This window comes from Paenibacillus sp. FSL R10-2788, from assembly GCF_038003885.1.
GTDB classification, from domain to species: domain Bacteria; phylum Bacillota; class Bacilli; order Paenibacillales; family Paenibacillaceae; genus Paenibacillus_AQ; species Paenibacillus_AQ odorifer.
Genome location: NZ_JBBOQA010000001.1, coordinates 3,383,073 through 3,403,181 on the forward strand (window position 1 = coordinate 3,383,073; position 20,109 = coordinate 3,403,181).

Annotated in this window: 18 protein-coding genes, 1 pseudogene and 1 other annotated feature; of the genes and pseudogenes, 14 read left to right on the plus strand and 5 right to left on the minus strand. The window is 40.6% G+C overall.

The genetic code is table 11. The annotated features are described in order from the left end of the window. Positions 1–7 precede the first annotated feature (7 nt). Together NSQ50_RS15045 and araA are read left to right on the plus strand one after the other, a co-directional pair. Complete coding sequence (locus tag NSQ50_RS15045) at positions 8–703, plus strand: L-ribulose-5-phosphate 4-epimerase (protein ID WP_036677359.1); 696 nt, start codon at positions 8–10, stop codon at positions 701–703. A gap of 32 nt (positions 704–735) precedes the next feature. Further along, positions 736–2,160, plus strand: coding sequence for an L-arabinose isomerase (gene araA, locus NSQ50_RS15050; protein WP_038571054.1), 1,425 nt, complete (start codon positions 736–738; stop codon positions 2,158–2,160). Between the two features lie 83 nt (positions 2,161–2,243). On the opposite strand, the gene NSQ50_RS15055 is transcribed toward araA, so the two are convergent. Then, positions 2,244–3,386: a glycosyl hydrolase family 8 gene (locus tag NSQ50_RS15055; protein ID WP_076141219.1), complete on the minus strand. Its 1,143-nt coding sequence runs from the start codon at positions 3,384–3,386 to the stop codon at positions 2,244–2,246. Positions 3,387–3,435: 49 nt separating this feature from the next. Then, positions 3,436–4,410, minus strand: coding sequence for a glycoside hydrolase family 43 protein (locus NSQ50_RS15060; protein WP_076141220.1), 975 nt, complete (start codon positions 4,408–4,410; stop codon positions 3,436–3,438). Positions 4,411–4,670: 260 nt separating this feature from the next. On the opposite strand from NSQ50_RS15060, the gene NSQ50_RS15065 reads away from it, so the two are divergent. Further along, positions 4,671–5,636, plus strand: a complete 966-nt coding sequence (locus NSQ50_RS15065; RefSeq protein WP_080742497.1) for a glycerophosphodiester phosphodiesterase — start codon at positions 4,671–4,673, stop codon at positions 5,634–5,636. A gap of 123 nt (positions 5,637–5,759) precedes the next feature. Here NSQ50_RS15065 and NSQ50_RS15070 read toward each other — a convergent pair whose 3' ends face one another. Continuing rightward, positions 5,760–6,248, minus strand: coding sequence for a nucleoside deaminase (locus NSQ50_RS15070; protein WP_076105706.1), 489 nt, complete (start codon positions 6,246–6,248; stop codon positions 5,760–5,762). A 151-nt stretch (positions 6,249–6,399) separates the two neighbouring features. On the opposite strand from NSQ50_RS15070, the gene NSQ50_RS15075 reads away from it, so the two are divergent. The 5 genes from NSQ50_RS15075 to NSQ50_RS15095 all read left to right on the plus strand — a co-directional run bounded on the left by NSQ50_RS15075 (position 6,400) and on the right by NSQ50_RS15095 (position 10,182). Then, a complete protein-coding gene (locus tag NSQ50_RS15075) occupies positions 6,400–6,849 on the plus strand; it encodes an OsmC family protein (RefSeq protein ID WP_076105707.1) in 450 nt (149 codons plus the stop codon). Positions 6,850–6,886: 37 nt separating this feature from the next. Next, on the plus strand, positions 6,887–7,249 hold the full coding sequence (locus NSQ50_RS15080; RefSeq protein ID WP_076141221.1) for a hypothetical protein: 363 nt from the start codon (positions 6,887–6,889) through the stop codon (positions 7,247–7,249). Next, positions 7,230–8,177 (plus strand): LLM class flavin-dependent oxidoreductase, encoded by a 948-nt coding sequence (locus NSQ50_RS15085; RefSeq protein WP_076099231.1) that lies wholly within the window; start codon positions 7,230–7,232, stop codon positions 8,175–8,177. The genes NSQ50_RS15080 and NSQ50_RS15085 overlap by 20 nt, the downstream gene beginning before the upstream one ends. A gap of 18 nt (positions 8,178–8,195) precedes the next feature. After that, entirely contained in the window at positions 8,196–9,221 is a 1,026-nt protein-coding gene (locus tag NSQ50_RS15090) for an AraC family transcriptional regulator (RefSeq protein ID WP_038571075.1), read from the plus strand. A gap of 166 nt (positions 9,222–9,387) precedes the next feature. Beyond that, positions 9,388–10,182, plus strand: coding sequence for an SDR family NAD(P)-dependent oxidoreductase (locus NSQ50_RS15095; RefSeq protein ID WP_076222484.1), 795 nt, complete (start codon positions 9,388–9,390; stop codon positions 10,180–10,182). 45 nt (positions 10,183–10,227) lie between these two features. Here the strand turns inward: NSQ50_RS15095 and NSQ50_RS15100 are convergent, their stop codons facing one another. Continuing rightward, on the minus strand, positions 10,228–13,290 hold the full coding sequence (locus NSQ50_RS15100) for an ATP-binding response regulator (protein ID WP_306068372.1): 3,063 nt from the start codon (positions 13,288–13,290) through the stop codon (positions 10,228–10,230). Positions 13,291–14,072: 782 nt separating this feature from the next. Between NSQ50_RS15100 and NSQ50_RS15105 the strand changes: the two are divergent. From NSQ50_RS15105 to NSQ50_RS15125, 5 genes and pseudogenes are all read left to right on the plus strand, one after another. Next, positions 14,073–14,421: pseudogene (locus NSQ50_RS15105) on the plus strand (VOC family protein). Positions 14,422–14,770: 349 nt separating this feature from the next. Beyond that, positions 14,771–15,334 (plus strand): hypothetical protein, encoded by a 564-nt coding sequence (locus NSQ50_RS15110; RefSeq protein WP_076222482.1) that lies wholly within the window; start codon positions 14,771–14,773, stop codon positions 15,332–15,334. 106 nt (positions 15,335–15,440) lie between these two features. Continuing rightward, entirely contained in the window at positions 15,441–16,322 is an 882-nt protein-coding gene (locus tag NSQ50_RS15115; RefSeq protein ID WP_076222480.1) for an aminoglycoside phosphotransferase family protein, read from the plus strand. 251 nt (positions 16,323–16,573) lie between these two features. Further along, positions 16,574–17,023, plus strand: a complete 450-nt coding sequence (locus tag NSQ50_RS15120; protein WP_076125859.1) for a DUF1569 domain-containing protein — start codon at positions 16,574–16,576, stop codon at positions 17,021–17,023. Positions 17,024–17,126: 103 nt separating this feature from the next. Continuing rightward, positions 17,127–17,367: a binding site (T-box leader), on the plus strand. A gap of 47 nt (positions 17,368–17,414) precedes the next feature. Then, positions 17,415–18,224 carry a GNAT family N-acetyltransferase gene (locus NSQ50_RS15125; protein ID WP_076222478.1) on the plus strand — a complete coding sequence of 270 codons (810 nt, stop codon included), beginning with the start codon at positions 17,415–17,417 and terminating at the stop codon, positions 18,222–18,224. Positions 18,225–18,271: 47 nt separating this feature from the next. Here the strand turns inward: NSQ50_RS15125 and NSQ50_RS15130 are convergent, their stop codons facing one another. Continuing rightward, positions 18,272–18,985 (minus strand): MerR family DNA-binding transcriptional regulator, encoded by a 714-nt coding sequence (locus NSQ50_RS15130; RefSeq protein WP_038571099.1) that lies wholly within the window; start codon positions 18,983–18,985, stop codon positions 18,272–18,274. Positions 18,986–19,100: 115 nt separating this feature from the next. Here NSQ50_RS15130 and NSQ50_RS15135 point away from each other — a divergent pair, with 115 nt between their 5' ends. After that, positions 19,101–20,024, plus strand: coding sequence for an alpha/beta fold hydrolase (locus tag NSQ50_RS15135; protein WP_340949602.1), 924 nt, complete (start codon positions 19,101–19,103; stop codon positions 20,022–20,024). The last annotated feature ends 85 nt before the right edge of the window (positions 20,025–20,109 follow it).

The window sequence follows — 20,109 nt, forward strand, 5'->3', positions numbered from 1 at the left end:
GACCAAGATGTTAGAACAACTTAAAGAAGAGGTTTTTCAAGCCAATCTGGAATTGCCGAAACATGGACTTATCAAGTATACATGGGGAAATGTGAGTGCAATTGATCGCGAAAGTGGATTATTCGTAATCAAACCTAGTGGTGTAGATTATGAAACAATGAAAGCCAGCGATATGGTAGTTGTTGATCTGGATGGCAATGTGGTTGAAGGGGAGATGAGACCTTCCTCCGATACACCTACTCACGCAGTACTTTATAAACATTACTCCGAAATTGGCGGAATCGTGCATACACATTCCACTTGGGCAACTATTTGGGCACAAGCAGGACTTGACGTTCCTGTAATGGGAACTACGCACGCTGATACATTCTATGGCTCCATTCCTTGTGCGCGTTTCTTGACGCAAGAGGAAATCGATCGGGGTTACGAAGCGGAAACAGGTAATGTAATCATCGAAACCTTTGAACAACGCGGGATAGATATTATGGCGGTTCCCGGTGTTTTGCTTAAAGGCCACGGACCCTTTACTTGGGGGAAAAATGCAAAATCCGCTGTAATGAACAGCGTAGTGTTGGATGAAGTATCAAAAATGAATTTATTTGCTAGAGAGTTGAACCATTTTGCGGAAGAATTGCCACAACGTATTCTAGATAAACATTACTTGCGCAAACATGGGAAAGACGCTTATTACGGTCAAAAATAATCAAACTACAAAATGATGAAAAGAGGATGAATATGTCAACAGCAGTAGCAAAAGAATTTTGGTTTGTCGTAGGTTCGCAACATCTTTATGGGGAAGAAGCATTGGCTGAAGTTAAAGCGCACGCACAGACGATGACAGATGCTTTGAATAAAAGCGGAGTTTTGCCTTACCCACTAGTATTGCAGGATTTGGCTGTCAGCGCAGATAAAATCACCAACATTATGAAAGAAGTTAACTACCGTGACGAAGTTGCCGGTGTCATCACTTGGATGCATACTTTCTCACCTGCAAAAATGTGGATCCGCGGAACAAAAATGCTGCAAAAACCTTTGCTTCATCTAGCTACGCAATATAATGAAAGTATTCCATGGGCAACAATAGATATGGACTTCATGAATCTAAACCAAGCAGCTCATGGTGACCGTGAATATGGTTTTATTAACGCCCGTTTGAACAAACAAAACAAAGTGGTTGTAGGCTATTGGGAACGCCCTGAAGTTCAAAAGCAAATTGCAGAATGGATGGACGTAGCCGTTGCTTATAACGAAAGCTTCAATATCAAAGTTGCTCGTTTTGGTGACAACATGCGTAACGTTGGTGTAACTGAAGGAGATAAAGTTGAAGCCCAAATTCAATTTGGCTGGACGGTTGACTACTTTGGTATTGGTGACCTGGTTCAAGTCATTAATGAAGTTAAAGAAGAAGAAATCGATGGTTTGTTTGCTGAATATGCAGAGCTGTATGAATTCGACTATGGCACTAACAGCAAAGAAGCATGGGAAGCTAGCGTAAGAGTTCAAGCAAGCTATGAAATTGCTATCAAACGTTTCCTTGATCAAGGTGGCTACAATGCCTTCACCTCAAACTTCGAAGATTTACATGGAATGAAACAACTTCCAGGACTTGCTGTTCAACGTTTGATGGCACAAGGATATGGTTTTGCTGGAGAAGGAGACTGGAAGACTGCAGCTCTCGACCGCTTACTTAAAGTGATGAGCCATAACCAATCCACTGGCTTTATGGAAGATTACACCTATGAATTGACGGTTGGACAAGAATCTATTCTTCAATCCCATATGCTTGAAGTAGATCCAACTTTGGCAAGCAACAAACCAAAAATCATCGTGTCTCCACTAGGTATTGGTGGCAAAGACGATCCAGCCCGTTTAGTATTTGACGGTAAAGCAGGAGACGGTGTAGTGGTTTCCATGGCTGACTTCGGTACGCATTACAAACTTTTGATCAACGAAGTGACTGCTTTTGAACCAACTGTTCCAGCTCCAAACCTTCCAGTAGCTCGTGTGCTTTGGAATGTTAAACCAAACTTCCAAGACGGGGTAAAAGCTTGGATCGAAAATGGTGGCGGTCACCACACCGTTGTTTCTTTAACTCTTACAACAGACCAAATTATTGCTTACGCAAAACTTGTTAACTTGGAATATGTAGTAATTAAATAATAGCAAAGCTTTATTACGATTAATAGGACTCCATTCCTCGACCTTTTCGAGGAATGGAGTCCTATTGTTTTGTTCGATATACTTCAATAAATGCGATAGTTTCCACTTAGGGCTAGTAAACTAAAGAAGTACAGACAGTTATCATAATAACGACGTTGTCCAGTTCGCAAAGGTGTATCCCAAAACAAACGGACAAAATGCTCTGCCTCCGGGCCATCCGAAGCAAGCGAAGCCATGGCATTGGTCGCCAAAAGGCCTACTGGATGCAGCGCCGGTTCGTCGAATGCCTGTCCCTCAATGGTGTACCGCCGGTAATTGGAAACTTCGATATTCCTAAAAAAAGCTTGAATTCGGTTACATTGATTGACCTGCCAGCTGTCCTTTTGGAACCATACCCAGTCCAGACCGATATTAGCCGCAACCCGGTAAGCATCACTGAAAAAATGGCTGAAATCACCATGAGGCTGGGGTTCTGCCGGGGTGCCGTTAAAATTGGCATATTCGGGAGCGAGACCAGTTATAGGATGGCATGTAGTGTGTAGATATGTGCGGCTGGCTTCCGCCGCTTCTCGCCAAAATATATGGTCACCTTCATCAGCCCACAAAGCGAACAAATCATAGAAATGGGGGAGATGGTAAGATGGATCACTGAAGGTGGATTCCGGTACGAATTTAATCAGTTTCGTTTCCGCGTCCCACATTGAGTCACCAGCGCCTGTTTCAGTTTTATGTACACAAGCACGCAATATTATTCGAGCCTGCTCGGAATAATTATAAGGTGCCGGACCGTTCCCCCAACGTTTTGAGGCAAAAAACAAAGCCATGGCGAAAAACTCTTCCCCGTCCGGTGCGGGTCCTTGTGAAATTCTTGTACCGTCAGGCTTGCAGTGCCAAGCAAAGTAATCGGCATAACGGCCTTCTTTGTGCTGCATAAACGTCTTAGAGAAGTTCCATAAACGATCAAACTCATCTTTTTTATTCATTTGAACAGCCATCATCATCCCGTAGGACATTCCTTCAGACCTAACATCCAGATTACCTGTATCCAGAATATAGCTTTTATCCTCGTCCAGCGGATAGTAGATTCGTACGTTCGGATCTCCGTAAAACAAATCACTCCAAGTTTCTTCGAGTTTAGCGTTGATTTCATCTTCAGAAAAGCCAAACTCCTTAAATAAATTGCGATATTTCCCCGTATAAAAAGCACCTTGTTGTGTCATTGGCATGATATTTCCCCTCCTGTGCACTCCAGCATGCACTCCATTTCAATAAAAACTAAGGATGGATGGTTTGAATGGTGCCATCATCGTTGTATTTCAGCTCCGTATATTTTACAGATCGCTTGTTGTCAGCACCACCAGATAAAGAACTATCATGATAAAATAAATACCACTTCTCTTTAAACTGAACAATAGAATGGTGTGTTGTCCAGCCCAGGACGGGTGTAAGTATTTTTCCTTGATATACAAAAGGCCCAAGCGGATCTTTACTGATAGCGTATACAATATTATGGGTAGTTCCCGTGGAATAAGAAAGATAATAATAACCGTTATATTTATGAACCCATGGACCTTCAAAATATCTTCTCTCTTCATCTCCAGCAAGAATCGCATTTCCGTTCGTATCGATGATGGATATTTCTCTAGGCGCACCTTCAAAGCTCAGCATGTCCTCGCTCAGCTCCGCTACGATAGGTCCAAGAGCTGGTGCCGTTTCAGCCGGTCCCTCGGCATTCGCAACAAATGAGCCGGTTTGCCATTTTTCAAGTTGACCGCCCCAAAGACCCCCAAAGTATATATATGATTTGCCATTATCATCAACGAAAACAGCGGGATCAATGCTATAACTGCCGGGAATGTAGTTCGGTTCAGGTGTAAAGGGTCCGGAAGGTGAAGTTGAGGTGGCAACCCCGATTCGGAAAATATCATCATGGTCTCGGGCTGGGAAAAACAAATAGTAGGTATTGTTTTTGTATGCTGCATCCGGAGCCCACATTTGCTGTTTAGCCCATGAAACATCCTTCACATGAAGTACTTCACCGTGGTCGATACAAGGGGAGCCATCTCCATCAATAGACAGAACATGGTAATCCTCCATATTATATTGATCACCGTTGTCATTAGAGATCATATCGTGATCCAGGTCATGAGAGGGATAAATATAAATCTTGCCTTCAAATACATGAGCAGAAGGATCCGCAGTATAAATATGAGTTACGAGAGGTTCATTGGGTTGCACTGGCTTTGTCAAGTCATTTCCTCCTATAAAGTTAATCGCTTACAAAGTTAATGGTATAAGAACTTTAGGACTCTGTATATATAGCAACTATAGTTTATACCCCACAAAGTTTAGATGTTGCTTCTTGACCTTGCAGACCCTTTCCCATTTATGCTGCCTCGCAATATTTTCTCTAGATAATCTGGTACAATAGAAATCTCCAAGCTTTGACCTTACAAATACATTGAGGTGGGATTAACATAAGGGAATATAAATCATAATTTTACACAAGAATGAATGTTAGAGCGAAAGTCACCAAGTATTCTACATTATATTTATTAAAAGATGAGGTCAGCTTAATGCAAAAAATTCAAAATTCTAGAATCTACTTTATAGGTATACATGTGCTTTTGTTAATCTTATTGTTCACCTCTTTGTATGCTTATTCCCCCTGGATTCGCATTAAAGTAAAGGAAATTATCATGCCTGCGGATAAAGTATATACAATCGCTCACCGTGGTGCTTCAGGATATGCTCCTGAGAATACAATACCTGCATTCGAACTAGCTATTGATATGAAGACCGATTATATCGAGTTAGACATTCAGTTAACAAAAGATCATGTTCCTGTTGTTATTCATGATGGGACCGTAAATCGCACCACGAATGCTAAAGGGTATGTAAAGGATTTTACTTTAGAGCAGATCTCAAAATTAGACGCGGGATCATGGTTTAATGAACAATATCCCATGTTCGCTAGAGATAAATATGTAGATTTACGTATTCCGACACTAAAAGAGGTATTTGAAAGGTTCGGAAAAGAAGTGGACTATATGATTGAGATTAAAGATCCCACGTCGAATTCGAACATCGAGGCATTGTTAAATGAAGAAATCTTAAATTATGATCTGTCGGCTCATGTTGCTATACATTCATTTAGTGAAGCGAGTTTACGTAGATTCCATTCCATAAATCCAGCAGTCCCTCTTTATCAAATTGTATGGTATGATTTTCCTGTTTATAAAATATCAGAATCCTATGTGAATAGATTAAAAACTTATGCGGTAGGCATAAGTCCTAACTTTCAAAAAATAAATGCGGCATATGTCGCGCAGGCAAAAAATTCAGGGCTAAAGGTGTTTCCATATACTGTGAATTATCAAGTGAATATGGATAAAGCCGTAATTTGGGGTGTAGATGGTGTACATACAAATTTCCCTGACCGCTTTAGCGAAGTAATTAAGAATAATAAAAGGTAAAGGGATGTGAAATCACCCTTTTCTGGACATAAATAAAGCTGCCGAGACTTTCTCGACAGCCGAAGAACCTTTATCCGAAGGTTCTTTTTTTACGGAAAAATAAAATATTTTTGATTCTTCGTATTACTGAAGAAGTCTTTTCTCGTGAAATTGTAGATGAAGCTCCCGTACTTGTTCTGCAAGATCCGGTACAGGGCCATCTACGAACGCATCGTGAATAACCTCTTGAATCCTTAAATTACGGACGGGTGATGCTGCAATTCCCATATCATTTAACCACGCCGATAATTGCTTCGAGGAACTGGCATATACAATTCGTCCTAAACGAACCCAACCGTGTGCCGCTGCACACATAGGGCAATGTTCTCCGGAGGTATACACTGTTGCCTGCTTACGTTCTTCCAGTGTCATATTCTGAGCTGCCCAGCGGGCTAAAGCGAATTCGGGATGCTGAGTATGGTCACCGCTACCTACATGGTTGCGGTCTTCCGCCAGCACTTCTCCACTTGCTGATACAAGGACTGAACCAAAGGGTTCGTCCCCAGCTTCTAGTGCAATTCGGGCAAGTTCAATACAACGCTTGAGATGTTTGATATCCGTGTCGTTTATCATGATAGTAGAACCTCCTGGATTTTAATTTATAGATAAGTTTCATGAATAGTAGGCCTGAGCCTGTTTGTTCACCACATTCTTCTATGTTAGCATGTAAAGTATTCGATGAAAAATATATCATGCAATATCAAGCTAGGGAGGATATATAAAAATGAAGCACCCATTTGTATTGAACGCCGTATGGAACGGTGGCCGTAACAGTGACGGAACTATTGAAGCTGGACAGCTTAAGACTCAAATCTCCATTCCGAAGGAAATGGGAGGACCCGGTGTAGGAACGAATCCGGATGAGATGCTTTTGGGAGCAGCAGCAACCTGTTATCTCATTACACTTGCAGCAATGCTGGAGCGGGCAGGGCTTACGACTTCAGAGCTGACGTTAACCTCAGAGGCGACGGTCGATGTAACGAATAACATTTTTACATATGAAGCCATCAAACATTCACCCCTAATCACCCTTACCAAAGATGCGTCACAGGACGATATCGATAAAACCATCCGTATTGCCCATAAAGCAGAAGGCTCCTGCATGATCTCCAGAGCCGTTGCAGGAAATGTAGAAATCACGACAGAGCCAACGGTGCTGACTGCAAGCCTATAAAATTGAGTCCTAGGTAATCAGAGAGGAGACGTTAACTTTGAATGTTGAGTTATATAAGGATTTGATCAAGGATGATCGCGGAAATTATTACGTAGCTGTACAAAAAGAGGGCAATGAGCTGACTTTGGTAAACGCAATGCTAGAGCGGTCTTACCAAGAGCTGTGGGAGTTTAATGAAGCTTTCAAAAAGAAGTACGCGGAATACGAGCATCAGTTCATCGGCAAAATGATTATGGATAAGCTGCGGCACGATGTTGTTTTTGCCTCCAAAGAAGACGGCCATGGCCGAATGTATGATCTGGCCGCGGTTGCAGTTGATTACAAGCTTATTTTTATCGATATGATCGAATTTTACCGAAACCCTCGAGTAGGACTTAATCATGACAAGAACATCCATTAAGCTTAGTGTATTAGATCTCGTACCTGTTTTTAATACGGTGGATGCTATTACCGCATTGGGACAAGCAGTGAAGCTGGCTCAGACAGCAGAAAGACTGGGATATTCTCGTTATTGGGTTGCTGAACATCATGATATGCCGGGATTAGCATGTACCTCTACGGAGGTGCTTTTATCGCATATTGGAGCGAAAACAGCACACATTCGCCTTGGCTCAGGGGCTTTATTGCTGCCACATTATAAGCCGCTAAAGGTGGTGGAAGCATTTCATTTGCTGGCCAGTTTGTACCCGGGACGCATCGACCTTGGATTAGGCAGAGCTCCCGGCGGTACTGCTGAAGTAAGTTTAGCACTGAGTGGAAATTTTCTCGAAAATGTTTGGAAAATGCCAGAACTGCTTAAAGGCGTCACTGAATTATTACAGGGCAACTATTCCTATGAAGGACGTTCAATAACCGCCCGGCCGGTCCCACCCGTATCTCCAGAGCTATGGCTGCTGGGTACAAACAAGAAAAGCGCGGCATATGCTGCCGAGTTTGGAGCAGGTTATGTGTTCGGCCAGTTCATGAGCGATGTAGCAGGGGAGGAGGTTTTGCAAGCTTACCGTGAAACATTTACTCCTTCTTCACTTTCTCCTGAACCGCGGGCCATGGTTGCTGTTGGCGTCATTTGCGCCGAGACTGAGGAAGAGGCAGAGCGATTGGCCTCATCTGGTACGGCATTATTCCAACAAGAAGGTTCTGCCGAAGCGAAGTCTGAGCCCTTGGAACGCAAGCTGCTGGTAGGTACTCCGGAAAGTGTTAAAGGTAAGTTGGAACGGTTATCTCTTTTGTATGGAGTTAATGAATTCATTATCGTTACCATGATTCCAGATTATGAGAAACGATTGCATTCGTTCGAACTGCTTGCCCAAGCGTGCTGGAGTTCTTAATAAAGGAGGTCCATATGTATGAAGTCTCATACCTCTGATCAAATTAAAATCCCACCAGGATTTTGGGCTGGATTAAGTCAATTAGGGATAACTGCACAAGATGTAGCCAGCAAAGCAAATCTTCCACTTAGCCATCTCAGAGAGTCAGAAGTCACCACTGCTCAATATTTCGCAGTCTGGCAGGCATATAACGATCTCATTGGGGATACTGCCGAAGGAATCATTAAGCTTGCAACCGTCTTTGAAACCACACAATATCCGCCGACGGTTTTAGCAACATACCATGCTAAGGACTATCGCGATGCTCTTAACCGAATGGTACGATACAAACAAATGTGCCCTCCTGAAAGCTTGCGTATTACCGAGGAAGGCGAGCTATGTACAATCGAATTGGAATGGCAGCATCCCGGGCATTCTGGTCCACCGCTGCTGCTCGGCCTCACTTTGGCATTTCTTCTAGAACTCGGACGGCGAGGCACAGGTCTACCTTTGACAGCACAGCTTGTCGAGTTTTCACAGCCTATAGGAAATGTAAAGATTCTTGAAGCTTATTTCGGCTGCCGAATTCAGATAGATGCTCAATATAATCGTTTGACGTTGCGTCGAAATGATTTGAATCATCCTTTTATCTCGTACAACGAAGAGCTGCTGGAGATTCTGACTCCCGTTTTGGACCGGACGCTTGCTGAACAGAAGGGCACACGCTCTATAACCGAGAGGGTCAAATGGATCATGAAACGCAGCTTCAGCGGAGGACGCCCTGACATTCAAGCTGTTGCGAAGGTATTAAGTATGAGTGACCGTACCTTGCAACGCAGGCTTACTGAAGAAAACACAAGCTTCAAGCAATTGCTGACACAAGCTAGACATGAGCAAGCACGAGAGTATCTGGCAGATCCTTCGCTTGATATTAAAGAAGTGGCTTTCTTGATTGGATATGAAGACCAGAACTCGTTCTACCGTGCCTTTCGTCTTTGGGAAGGTGATACTCCTTCAAATTGGCGTAATGAACATTTAGGTTTAAACACGATACCCTCTTCATAAAGACAGTATTTTCAGAGTTTTATCATTGGCGTGTTAAACAAGAACTTTGGCGCAATCCGCTAGTTACTGAACAACCCCGGTACGATAATATAATCCTAGCCGGCACACAGGACTGTTCTTAAAATGACAACTACTCAGCACGCCGGGATAAAAGGAGAAATGTAATATGGATATGGGATTAAATAATAAAACAGCTTTAATTACAGGATCAACAAAAGGTATTGGTAAAGCAATCGCCATTGAACTCGCTAAAGAAGGAGTTAATGTACTAATTAATGGACGGAATTATGATCAGGTAGAACAGACTGTAAATGAAATAAAGTCGAATTTCCCGGCTACCTCTCCACAAAATGCTACAGCGGATATTGTGGATATTGCGCAAAGAGAAGCCTTATTCGAAAAATACCCTAATATAGATGTTTTAGTTAATAATATGGGTATCTATGAAATTATGAAATATGAGGACGTTGACGACGAAATATTTGAAAAATACATCCGTACTAATGTCCTTGCTGCGAATGGATTAACAAAATTCTATTTACCTAAAATGTTACAAAAAGATTATGGCCGAATTCTCTTTATTGCTAGTGAAGAAGCCATTATGCCTTCAGGCCAAATGCCTCAATATGCAATGACCAAATCAATGTTATTATCATTGTCAAAAAGCTTATCTAAGTTAACGATAGGAACTGAAGTTACAGTCAATACAATCATGCCAGGACCAACACTTTCTGAAAATGTGCATCAAATTATTGATGGGATATACTCCAATGAAGATATGACTTTTTCAGAAAAAGAAAGAAAATTCATGACTACAAATCTTCCTCAATCTGAAATACAACGATTTACTAAACCTTTTGAAATAGGCAGACTAGCAGCATTTGTATGCAGTCCTTATGCCTCTGCATTTAAAGGTTCTCCAATTCGCATGGATGGGGGAATGGTGCCGACTATTTTTTAAGCTTACTCTAAAAGGATATAGATAACGATACAAAAAAGCCACTCCTTATGGAGCGGCTTTTTTGCTTGAAAAGTTATCACTGTCCTCTGGTACAACAAAGGATACCAAGGTGCCTTCTCCAGGCTTACTCTGGATCGAGAGACCTTGACCATATAATTGACTTAACCTCCGATGGGTGTTGGCCAGCCCGATGCCACCTTTGCCTTCCATCATTGGCTTCAGCAGTAAAGAGAGGGTCCCGGAATCCATACCTTGCCCATTATCCTCCACCTCAATCTTTACAGCGTTGTGCAGACGGATAATACGTATTTCAACAGTCCCACCCTGTTGGCGCTTAAGTATACCGTGCTTAACAGCATTTTCTACCAACGGTTGGATGGATAGAGGAGGAATTAAGATGTCAATATTCGGATCTACCTTCCAGATAACAGATATCCTTTCTGCAAATCGAGTCTGTTCAATATAAAGATAAGATTCTACCAATTCCAGTTCATGGGAGAGGTTCACGAGCTCTCCGATATTTAAAAAGTCAAAACTGATTCTTAAGAAAGAAGTAAACGCACCAATGAGCTCCTGCATTTTTTTAGTATCCAAATCACTGAGTGCGGCAATAGAGTTCAACGTATTGAATAAAAAATGCGGTTGTATCTGTGCTTGTAGATAGGCTGCTTCTATCCGCACCCGTTCATTGAAGGATAGCTTCATTGCAGTTAAAGCCCGAATACGATATTTAAGCTCCACTGCGTCCACAGGTTTTGTGACATAATCATTGGCACCGGACAAAAATCCAGTATAAATATCCTCAGGCTGACTACGGGCAGTAAGCAGTAGAATCGGAAGCTCATATAAGGAGTAACGAGTACGAACCTTCTGTGTTAATTCGTATCCCGACATCTGTGGCATCATAACATCGCCAATAAGTAAGTCCCAGTTCCTTTTATCCAACAATTCCAATGCTTCATGGGCTGAGTTCACGGTAGTTATGATATAAGGTTCGGTTTCAAGAATACCCTTTAGTACATTCAGATTGACAGGATCATCATCTACCACCAGAATATTTACCTTAATCTCTGTAAAAAGCGGCGGAATTTTTTCAGAGTGATTACTTGGCTGATGTTCGGAAATTCCCCACTCAGCCATCTGTCTATGAATCTCATCTGCCATATACGAAACTGTAGGTTCCGTCTGTTTTATTATCTGTTCGCTGTAAGAATCGGCAAGAGAGAGTGTGAAACTAAAAGTTGAACCTTTACCAAGCTCTGATTGAATGCTTAGGCTGCTTCCATGCAGTTCTACCAGCTGCCGGCATATGCTTAATCCCAGCCCAATTCCACGCCCGTCATTTATTCCGTGAGGGCCTTGCTCATAGGGTAGAAATATCCGTGCCATAGTCTCTTCAGTCATGCCTACTCCGGTATCTGTCACATAGATAAGAACCTGTCCGTCCTGTTCCTCAGCCTTAACAGTTACAAGTCCTGCTTCGGTGTATTTGAGCGCGTTGTGCACCAGATTTAATAAAACCTGCACCAGTCTTTTCTCGTCCGCACGAACTGGCGGCATAGCTTCCGGGATATCCATAGATAGCTGTACTGGCTTACCTTCAATCATATATTGAAGCATACTAATCACACCGGGAACTACCGATTGAACCGAAATAGGTTCCTGTTGTAAAATAACACGATGCTCCTGAAGACGGACCACATCCAGTAGATCACCAAGCATATGAGACATACGGCGGCTGATTGTAATCAGCAGTTCCATATCTTGACGGCTACTTTCGTAAAGTCTGTCCTTTTCTTTTGTGACAATATTTTGCGCGATATTCATGATTCCGTGAAGCGGTGTACGCAGCTCATGTGAGGTATTAGCGAGAAACTGGTCCTTAAGTTTGTCTGCTTTTTTCAGCTGCTCATTTAGTTCCATGTTCTCTTTAGCATTTTGAAAATACTTTTTAAACCAATAAGCTGAGAAGCCCACGATGGCTGCGATAATATCCAAAGGATAATAGACAATTGAATAGTGTCCGTTACTATCCCACAAATTCCATAACAAATTAGAAACGATCGCCGCACCTGATAACAGCAGAAAAACAACATCTTTATCATCTTGCTTTTTGAACAATAAGCGCCCTAAGCTATAGAGCAACCAAATGAAGGGAATATACTGGAACACTTGAATGATTCCCAAATGAATGGATGTGCTGACCCAATAAGCTGGGACGGTAAGTATAAAAACAGAATAAAGACCAAGACTCACTACATATGCACGTAACCCCTTATTGATTTTGGCAACTGAGGTGAATTTTCTAAAAACAAGCAGAATAAAAAGATTTTGCCACAAAAAAGCAAGCAATCGGATCTTTAATGACCAGGTATAATTAATCGGCACTATTGCAAGAAGTAAGTTGTCATTACGGGCTAAAATGATAACAGCTACGGATAATGTCATTAACCCTACAAGAAACAAAGCACGTTCTTTAGGATTAAATAAATAAAGAATGCAGGCATAGAGCCCATGCAATAACAGGATAATTGCTGTTAACAATTGAAAACCTACGGTATAAAAGTATGTACGGTCAACTTTTTCCTGAGAACCAAAATAAACAGGCCCTGCAATCCCCCCCTTATAAGGTAGATCAAAGTTTGCTACACGAATAAGCACATCAATTACTGTTGTGTTTTTTGTGAAATAGGATACTTTATATGAGGTGGTTTTGGGCACATAAGTATCGGCATCAAGAGATATTGTCCCATTATTGAGCAATAGGCTACCGTTAATTTCTACGCTGGATGCAGTATAGATTTGTTTGATCCACAATGCTACAGGCTGCTGAAGGGGTTCTACCAAAATTCGCAGACGGTAAGTACCAAAACCGTACGAAGAAGGGTCATCCGTTCCTATCGCGCGGCTCCAGTCTCCGGGAACTTGAAGCGGGAGGGAAGGTTCTGGTAAAGTTGAAATATCCTTGGACGTTACGAATTGCGAAGGATAGAAGCTCCATTCACCATCCAGCCTGAATAAGTTAGACTGCTCCAGATCCTGGCCGCGTAAATCCAGTACACCATTGTTAATCACAGGTACAGTGTTGGAAACCTTAAATATACTCAACCAAATGCAGCGTAGGCCAAAGAGAATGCTTATAAAAAGTAGAATGATAGCTAATTTGTTTAGAATAGTTTTATTTTTCATGAGAACATTATAGCAAATAATTCTAATGTAGAATCTAAAATGAAGATTATTTACATAAGAAGGAGAAGTAATGAGCAATGGACACTGCGTGGGGCTAGGAGGAAAGATCCCCACATGGAAGAAGCATGATGTAACTCCTTGAACACTTGAGTACTCGAATTTGCTGTAGGGCGTTTGTATTACTTGATGTGCGACTATGCTGCTTGTTTGGCGTCTGTGATACCGAATGTGCTATTTTGCTGTTTGTTTGGCGTCTGTGATACCGGATGTGCGACTTTGTTGCTTGCTGCTTGTTGTAAGTTTTGCATTCCCACACTCTCTCTTCACGATGAGCGATCGGACTCAGTTGCAGCTATTTGGCTGAATTTTGTCTTTTAAGAAGTGTTTCGGACCCCAGAGGCGTTATTCGTTCCAAATATGCGCGATATGAGGGATTTTCGAGCCAATAGCGACTATAGAGTCCGATAGGTTCTCAAATGAGCCGAATTATGGCTAATAGCGACTCTGGAGTCCGATAGACTTCACTCATGCTTCTATTGTCATTTGTCTTAAGCTTGGCTTCTCGTTTATTGGTGAATATGATGTTGAATACCCCGTTGGCACTACCATTCGATGTAATGACTGGAGGTTAACGGTGGATTCTCCTTAATCCTAAAGGGTATATTATTAGATAATTTAATGCAGACAGGAGTGTAGATACGATGATTAAAGGTTTCGGAGGAATATTCTGGAGAACTAAGAATCTTGAGGCTACAAAAAAAGTGGTACAGTGAGGTGTTGAAGCTTGACATAGAGAATTGGAATGGGACTGTGATAAAACCTCAAGTGGGAAATAAGACTATCTTTTCTTTCTTTACCGAGGATGATAGTTATTTTCCAACAGAACAACAAGTGATGTTAAATTTCCAAGTGCATGATCTAAACGAGACGATTAAGCATTTTGAACAGATTGGTGTACCTCTTGCAAAGAAAATAGAGATTAGTGAATTTGGAAAGTTTATTTGGATTGAAGACCCAGAAGGTCGACTGATCGAGCTTTGGGAGAAGTAAGGAGTTGCACATCATTGCTATTGAGCTAACAGGTGCGTTAATTTAATAAAAACTCAGTTCAACATCTAACTGTAAATGAATTAGGGATTAAAGTTGAATTAACTCCTTGGGTAATACTTCTTCAAAGCTTTCAGCTCCTTGGAAGAATTCATTAGCTTCTATCATCTTAGGTGCGGCGCTTGCGTTGCATGCATGGCTAACAGAATACTATTCTCACCCAAATAGGGAGCATACCATCTAGGTGTACTCCCTATTGCATTGAAGGAACTGGAAAATTAGTGCAACATTTCACCTATTAATAAAGTCAATAAAGATGTTATGAAATAAAATCATAAGAGCAGGTGGTAAATTGAATCTTCGTTTAATCACGTTAATATGTTTATTCACATTCGCGTTCTTTATTGCAAATGGACAAGATGCTAAAGCTTTATCCTGTGTCGAGATAGGAAGTCCCCAAGAAGCCCTAGAGGTCTACGGTGGAGCTATTTATGGTGAAGTAAAACAAATAAAGGTTGATTTGAAACAAGAAGGATTTGCGGGGCCAAAAGAGAAAATCAGATATATATTAGTGGATGTTGAACGAAGTTGGAATACTGAAGTTGAATCTCAAATTATTGTGGGAACAGACTACACTTGGGGTTTTGATTTTAAGGAAGGTAATAAATACTTAATCTACATTAGCGAAGTGGATGGCGTAACAAGCAGTAGTCCATGCAGTTCAACCATTGAAATGAATAACCTTAACCAAGCAACAGAACTATTCGGTGAAGGACTTCGACCCAAACAGCAAGTACACATAGAATACAAGATGTGGTTAATGTTTGAGCAGGATACTGATTTGTATATCGTAGTTGCAATAGTACTAGTAGTGATTTCAGTCATTTACCTGAGAGCAAGAAAGAAAAAGAGCTAAGTGTAATCTTATTGCACTAACGGTTAGGATAGTTCAATAAAATTAAGAAAAAGATAGCTGAACTAATTACTATTTCATTCATAACATATAACATGTGAGGTGCGAGTTGAACTTAGTAGATACGATCATAAAAAGATTTAACCTTAATGTATTAAGTATAGATAATGTTCCTGAGTCCTTTAGTTCACAAGTATACAAGCTGAATCTTACTAATGGAGAAACGGTGTATGCGAAGATCCCTTATAACAGGGATAAGCTATATCGCGAATATCGTATGCTTGAACTGTTGAGGGAGGTATTACCGGTTCCAAAGGTGTTAGATTTCTGGAGTGGGGATGACTTAATTTCTGGTGCATTACTTTTATCGGAGATTAAAGGTATACCATGTACAGGTGCTATTGACGATGAATTAGCATTTCAAATCGGGGTACTTCACGCAAGGCTGCATGAAGTTAAAATGCCGGGATATGGTGTGGAAGGATTAGACGGTTTTCAATTTTTTAATCAGAACAATTGGAGACTTTATATAAGAAATAGCTTTGAAAAATTTATAGAACCTTGCAAAGAAGTCCTTGAGAGAGGACTTTTCGAAAAATGTATTAATCACTTTGAGAGTGCTTTTTCAGTTTTGCCTCCTCCTGATGACCCCTGTGTTGTTCATATGGACTTTCGACAAGGTAATATACTAACAAATAATAATGTGGTTGCTGGAATTATTGATTTTGAGAGTGCACGGGGTGGATCCTCGGAAATTGATTTCACAAAAATTAACCGATATGTTTGGGAAGTGAATCCTCAAAGTAGAATTTCGTATAAAGAGGGATATTCAACAATTCGTCCTCTAATGGATTTGGAAAGAATACTACCCTTTTATAATTTTTACGATGCTTTTAGTGCTGTTGTCTGGTGTAAAAATAGAGGGATTGAAAAGAACAGGGCGTTCCTAAAGGAAAGTATTTCTGTATTGCAGAAATCCGTAGGTTGCTGAAATTACGGGACACGATATTTAAAGACATTTTAAGACGAGGAGCTACCTGCATGATGGATAGCTTTATTACGTTAACGGACATTACGGTAAATAAAGGATATAATGATATAAAATGGCGAATATTAGATCGGCAGTATACTGTAAAATTATTATGATGCAATCATGAATACAATAGCTTATCGTGATATATGGATCACCAGAACTAATAATGAAAAAATCGAAAACCCAAAAAACGTAATGGAAGTGTGTTTATGGAAAATATATATAACAAATTACATACAGCGGAAATACTGAGCCGTATCGAGAATTTAAGTCCTAATTCAAACCCACAGTGGGGAAAAATGAATGTTTCTCAAATGTTGGCTCACTGTTCAGCATTTCAAGACATCGCAAATGGAAACTCCTTTCCTCCTAGAAGTTGGCTAGGAATATTAATAGGAGGGTTTGTGAAATCTATTTTTTACAATGACAAGCCAGTACCACATAATATGTCAACAATTCCGACCATACTTATTTTAGATGATAGAGATTTTGGAAAAGAAAAAGAAATACTGAAACAAAAAATTATAACTTTTCAAAGTAACGGTCCGGAGAATTGTTCATCCCATCCACATCCTTTTTTCGGAAAATTCACTCCGGAGCAATGGGGTAAAGGGATTTATAAACATCTAGACCATCATTTAAGACAATTTGGTGTTTAGTATTTTTTCGCAGTGAATAATAATTGTTTAACGTCGCCAACTTACATATTTTTTATTGACATAAAATCCCTATTACTTTATATTGTATCTAATTACATTGCAATCAAATGCGACGAAGAGGACAAGTAAATCCGGATATGTCGATCAGAGAACTGCCGGTTGGTGCGAGGCAGAGGACACCCGAATCGAACAATCGCCTCAGAGCTGGCTCCCGAAATCATAGTAGGCGGGCCCGGGATTCTGCCGTTACAAAGAAGCATCGTTGTTGGACGATGGCAGCAGAGAGGGTGTATTCATAAATACACCAATCAGGGTGGTAACGCGGAATCTACTCCGTCCCTAATGGGACGGAGTTTTTTGCGTTCTTATAAATAAATAAGGAGGAGTAACAATGTTTCAAAAAATCAATGTCTCCGATCGAATACTTAGCCAGGATATGTTTATTGCTGATGAGGTTCAATACAACCTGATTCACCTTATTTGCGAGTCGAAGAGTTCTACTTGCTTAAAAGATTCTGATGAAACAATGATTTATGCCCAGTCAACGGGACATAACGCATGGCTTTGGAGTTCTAAGGATATTGTCGAGGATAAGAAGGCCGTTCTCTACGAAGAACTTATAGAATTTCTTAAAGAGACTACATTACCGGGAGTATCTGGAGAACCAAAAACAACAGAACGTTTTGCACAGCTGTATTCTCAGGCAAATCATCTTCAATATGAGTCCACGATGACTATAGAATCTTATTTCTGTACAGATCCAAAGAAACCTTTGAACGTAAAAGGTACAATGCAGCAAGCAACGAGAAAAAACGTGGCCATTGTAGCAGAATTTTTGGCGGGTTTCTCAGAGGGGGCTTATGGGGTTTGGGTGAACCCAGAAGCTAAAATTCTAGATGCCAAGAGGATGATTGAGACAGGGAACTTGTATTTATGGTTTGTAGACGATAAACCTGTATCGATGGCGTACATTGCACATAGGTCGGCAAGATATTCCAGATTAAATGCGGTATACACACCTCCGTCTTGCCGGAAAAAAGGTTATGCAAGTGCACTAGTAGCAGAGTTATGTTCTGTTCTTTTATCGGAGGATTTAGTGCCCATGCTTTATGCTGATTTAAAGAATCCTGACTCCAATAAGGTTTATCGAAATATTGGTTTTGTGGAAAGCGGAAAGATTGTTGACATCAAGTTCAAATAGGCACGAAAGGGCTACCGCAAGGTAGTCCTTTTTCTATGATCAATATGTTACTTGGCATTACTTTTATACAATTTAACATAGTTTGTAAGTTCAGCTATCGCGAAAAATTGCTTCGTTAATTGAGAATTCAATTTTTGTAAGGCAAGCTGAAAGGATACCTCCACTTTTTTGTAGTTATGTGTTTCTATTTCATTCAAAAGCTGTTTCATATTCTCGATATAATAAACAGTTTTCCTTAAACTGCTGATAAGAATAATTTTTCTTAATTCCGTTAAAGTGAAGACTCTGTAGCCATTATCTTTGTTCCTATTCGAAGAGATTAGCCCTTCTTGTTCCCAATGCCGAATAGCTGATGGATTAACTCCTGCCATTTGTGCAACTTCACCAATCGTCATTGAATCTGTTACAGTTAAATCTTTGTATTTTGATAAATCAACATCCCGAAACATGCGTAAAACTTCCTCTAACCTTTCTTTTTCCACTTGGGTCTTATGTTGCTCTTGATTGATTGCCCAAAGAGCAGACTCCATCTGCTGGCCTTTAATCTTCCTCATCACATCGTACACAACCGGAATTTCATATCCCTGCAATAATGCGCGAATGGTAATAAAAGCTTGTACATGGATGGAAGTGTAACATCTGCGGTTGCTGGCGGTCCTTGATACATCTGGAATTAAGTCTTGATCTTCGTATCTCCTTAAAGTAGTGGTACTCACATTTAATTGCTTAGCTATCAGTGTAGGTGTATATATCTCTTCCATAATCATCATCGCCCCGAAACATTAAAGTTGAACCTTCAAGTGCTACAACAATATTAAATCGAATTTAGGCAGATATATCAAGGGAGGTAAAGGGATAAACCGAAAGATTGCATGAATGTTATATGATACTTTTATAGAACACAAAGGAGTGAGTTCATTGAAAAAGATAATACAATTAGCAAACCAATCAGAAATAGAAGTAGGTATGGCAGGGCTTCCAGATCGTCCAACCATCCTGTTACCCATCGCTAAAAAATCTGTGTACAATCAAGAAGCAGAAAACTTAAAGCTATGGGGAGTAGATCCCGAATTAGGTAAACATTTTGTTGAAGGATTAGCGGACACTTTTCAAGTGCTTTATTTCGATTATGAAGGTCATCTATTTCAACATCCAGTGGAAAATCTAACAGCAGATCATATTGTGAAGGATCTTCTCCACATTGCGGATGAAATGAATGTTACAAGCTTTAGTTACTACGGTTATTCCTGGCTTGCGTTGATTGGATTGCAAATGGCTATAAGAACAGATCGCTTGGAGAGTTTGGTAATGGGAGGTTTTCCACCCTATAATGGCCCCTATCAAGAAATGAGGGTTGTGACCCATAAAACACATACACAAGCTTTGAGTAACCAAAATGAATCTGTGGAAAGTCCTGCTGGACCGGATAATCCAAACGAAATGGATTGGGACAATATAAAGGTTACCATAGATACCCGTGTTACAGCACAATTTGTCTCCCTATACCAGAGCCTCACAGCCTTTGATGATCGCAGAATTCAACATTTGCCTAGTCTCCCTAAACTAGCTTTTGCAGGTGGAAATGATACGATCGTATACGGTGAAAATTTCGGGAGCGTTACCGTTGACATCGTCGGGTTGTTAAAAAAGAATAAGGAGCAGTTGGCGGATTTAGGCTGGGATGTTGAAATCCTTTCGGGAGCCCAGATGGACCATACAAAAGCTATGCAGCCAGCAGTAGTTGTACCACTGATTAAGCCATGGTATATGAACGTGTTACTAAAAAATACTGGATTGTAATTGTGGCAGATACAAAAATCCAGTGAATTAGGTATCCCAAAAGAACAATACTTTTTAGGGTAAAATCTTTAATTTGAAGAGATTA

Bases quoted from the DNA above. Each gene is read 5' to 3' on its own strand.
- NSQ50_RS15130 (WP_038571099.1), bottom strand. From the start codon at position 18,985: ATGGAAGAGATATATACACCTACACTGATAGCTAAGCAATTAAATGTG.
- NSQ50_RS15095 (WP_076222484.1), top strand. From the start codon at position 9,388: ATGGATATGGGATTAAATAATAAAACAGCTTTAATTACAGGATCAACA.
- NSQ50_RS15055 (WP_076141219.1), bottom strand. From the start codon at position 3,386: ATGCCAATGACACAACAAGGTGCTTTTTATACGGGGAAATATCGCAAT.
- NSQ50_RS15090 (WP_038571075.1), top strand. From the start codon at position 8,196: ATGAAGTCTCATACCTCTGATCAAATTAAAATCCCACCAGGATTTTGG.
- NSQ50_RS15085 (WP_076099231.1), top strand. From the start codon at position 7,230: ATGACAAGAACATCCATTAAGCTTAGTGTATTAGATCTCGTACCTGTT.
- NSQ50_RS15045 (WP_036677359.1), top strand. From the start codon at position 8: ATGTTAGAACAACTTAAAGAAGAGGTTTTTCAAGCCAATCTGGAATTG.
- NSQ50_RS15065 (WP_080742497.1), top strand. From the start codon at position 4,671: ATGAATGTTAGAGCGAAAGTCACCAAGTATTCTACATTATATTTATTA.
- NSQ50_RS15125 (WP_076222478.1), top strand. From the start codon at position 17,415: ATGTTTCAAAAAATCAATGTCTCCGATCGAATACTTAGCCAGGATATG.
- araA (WP_038571054.1), top strand. From the start codon at position 736: ATGTCAACAGCAGTAGCAAAAGAATTTTGGTTTGTCGTAGGTTCGCAA.
- NSQ50_RS15120 (WP_076125859.1), top strand. From the start codon at position 16,574: ATGGAAAATATATATAACAAATTACATACAGCGGAAATACTGAGCCGT.
- NSQ50_RS15135 (WP_340949602.1), top strand. From the start codon at position 19,101: ATGTTATATGATACTTTTATAGAACACAAAGGAGTGAGTTCATTGAAA.
- NSQ50_RS15070 (WP_076105706.1), bottom strand. From the start codon at position 6,248: ATGATAAACGACACGGATATCAAACATCTCAAGCGTTGTATTGAACTT.
- NSQ50_RS15075 (WP_076105707.1), top strand. From the start codon at position 6,400: ATGAAGCACCCATTTGTATTGAACGCCGTATGGAACGGTGGCCGTAAC.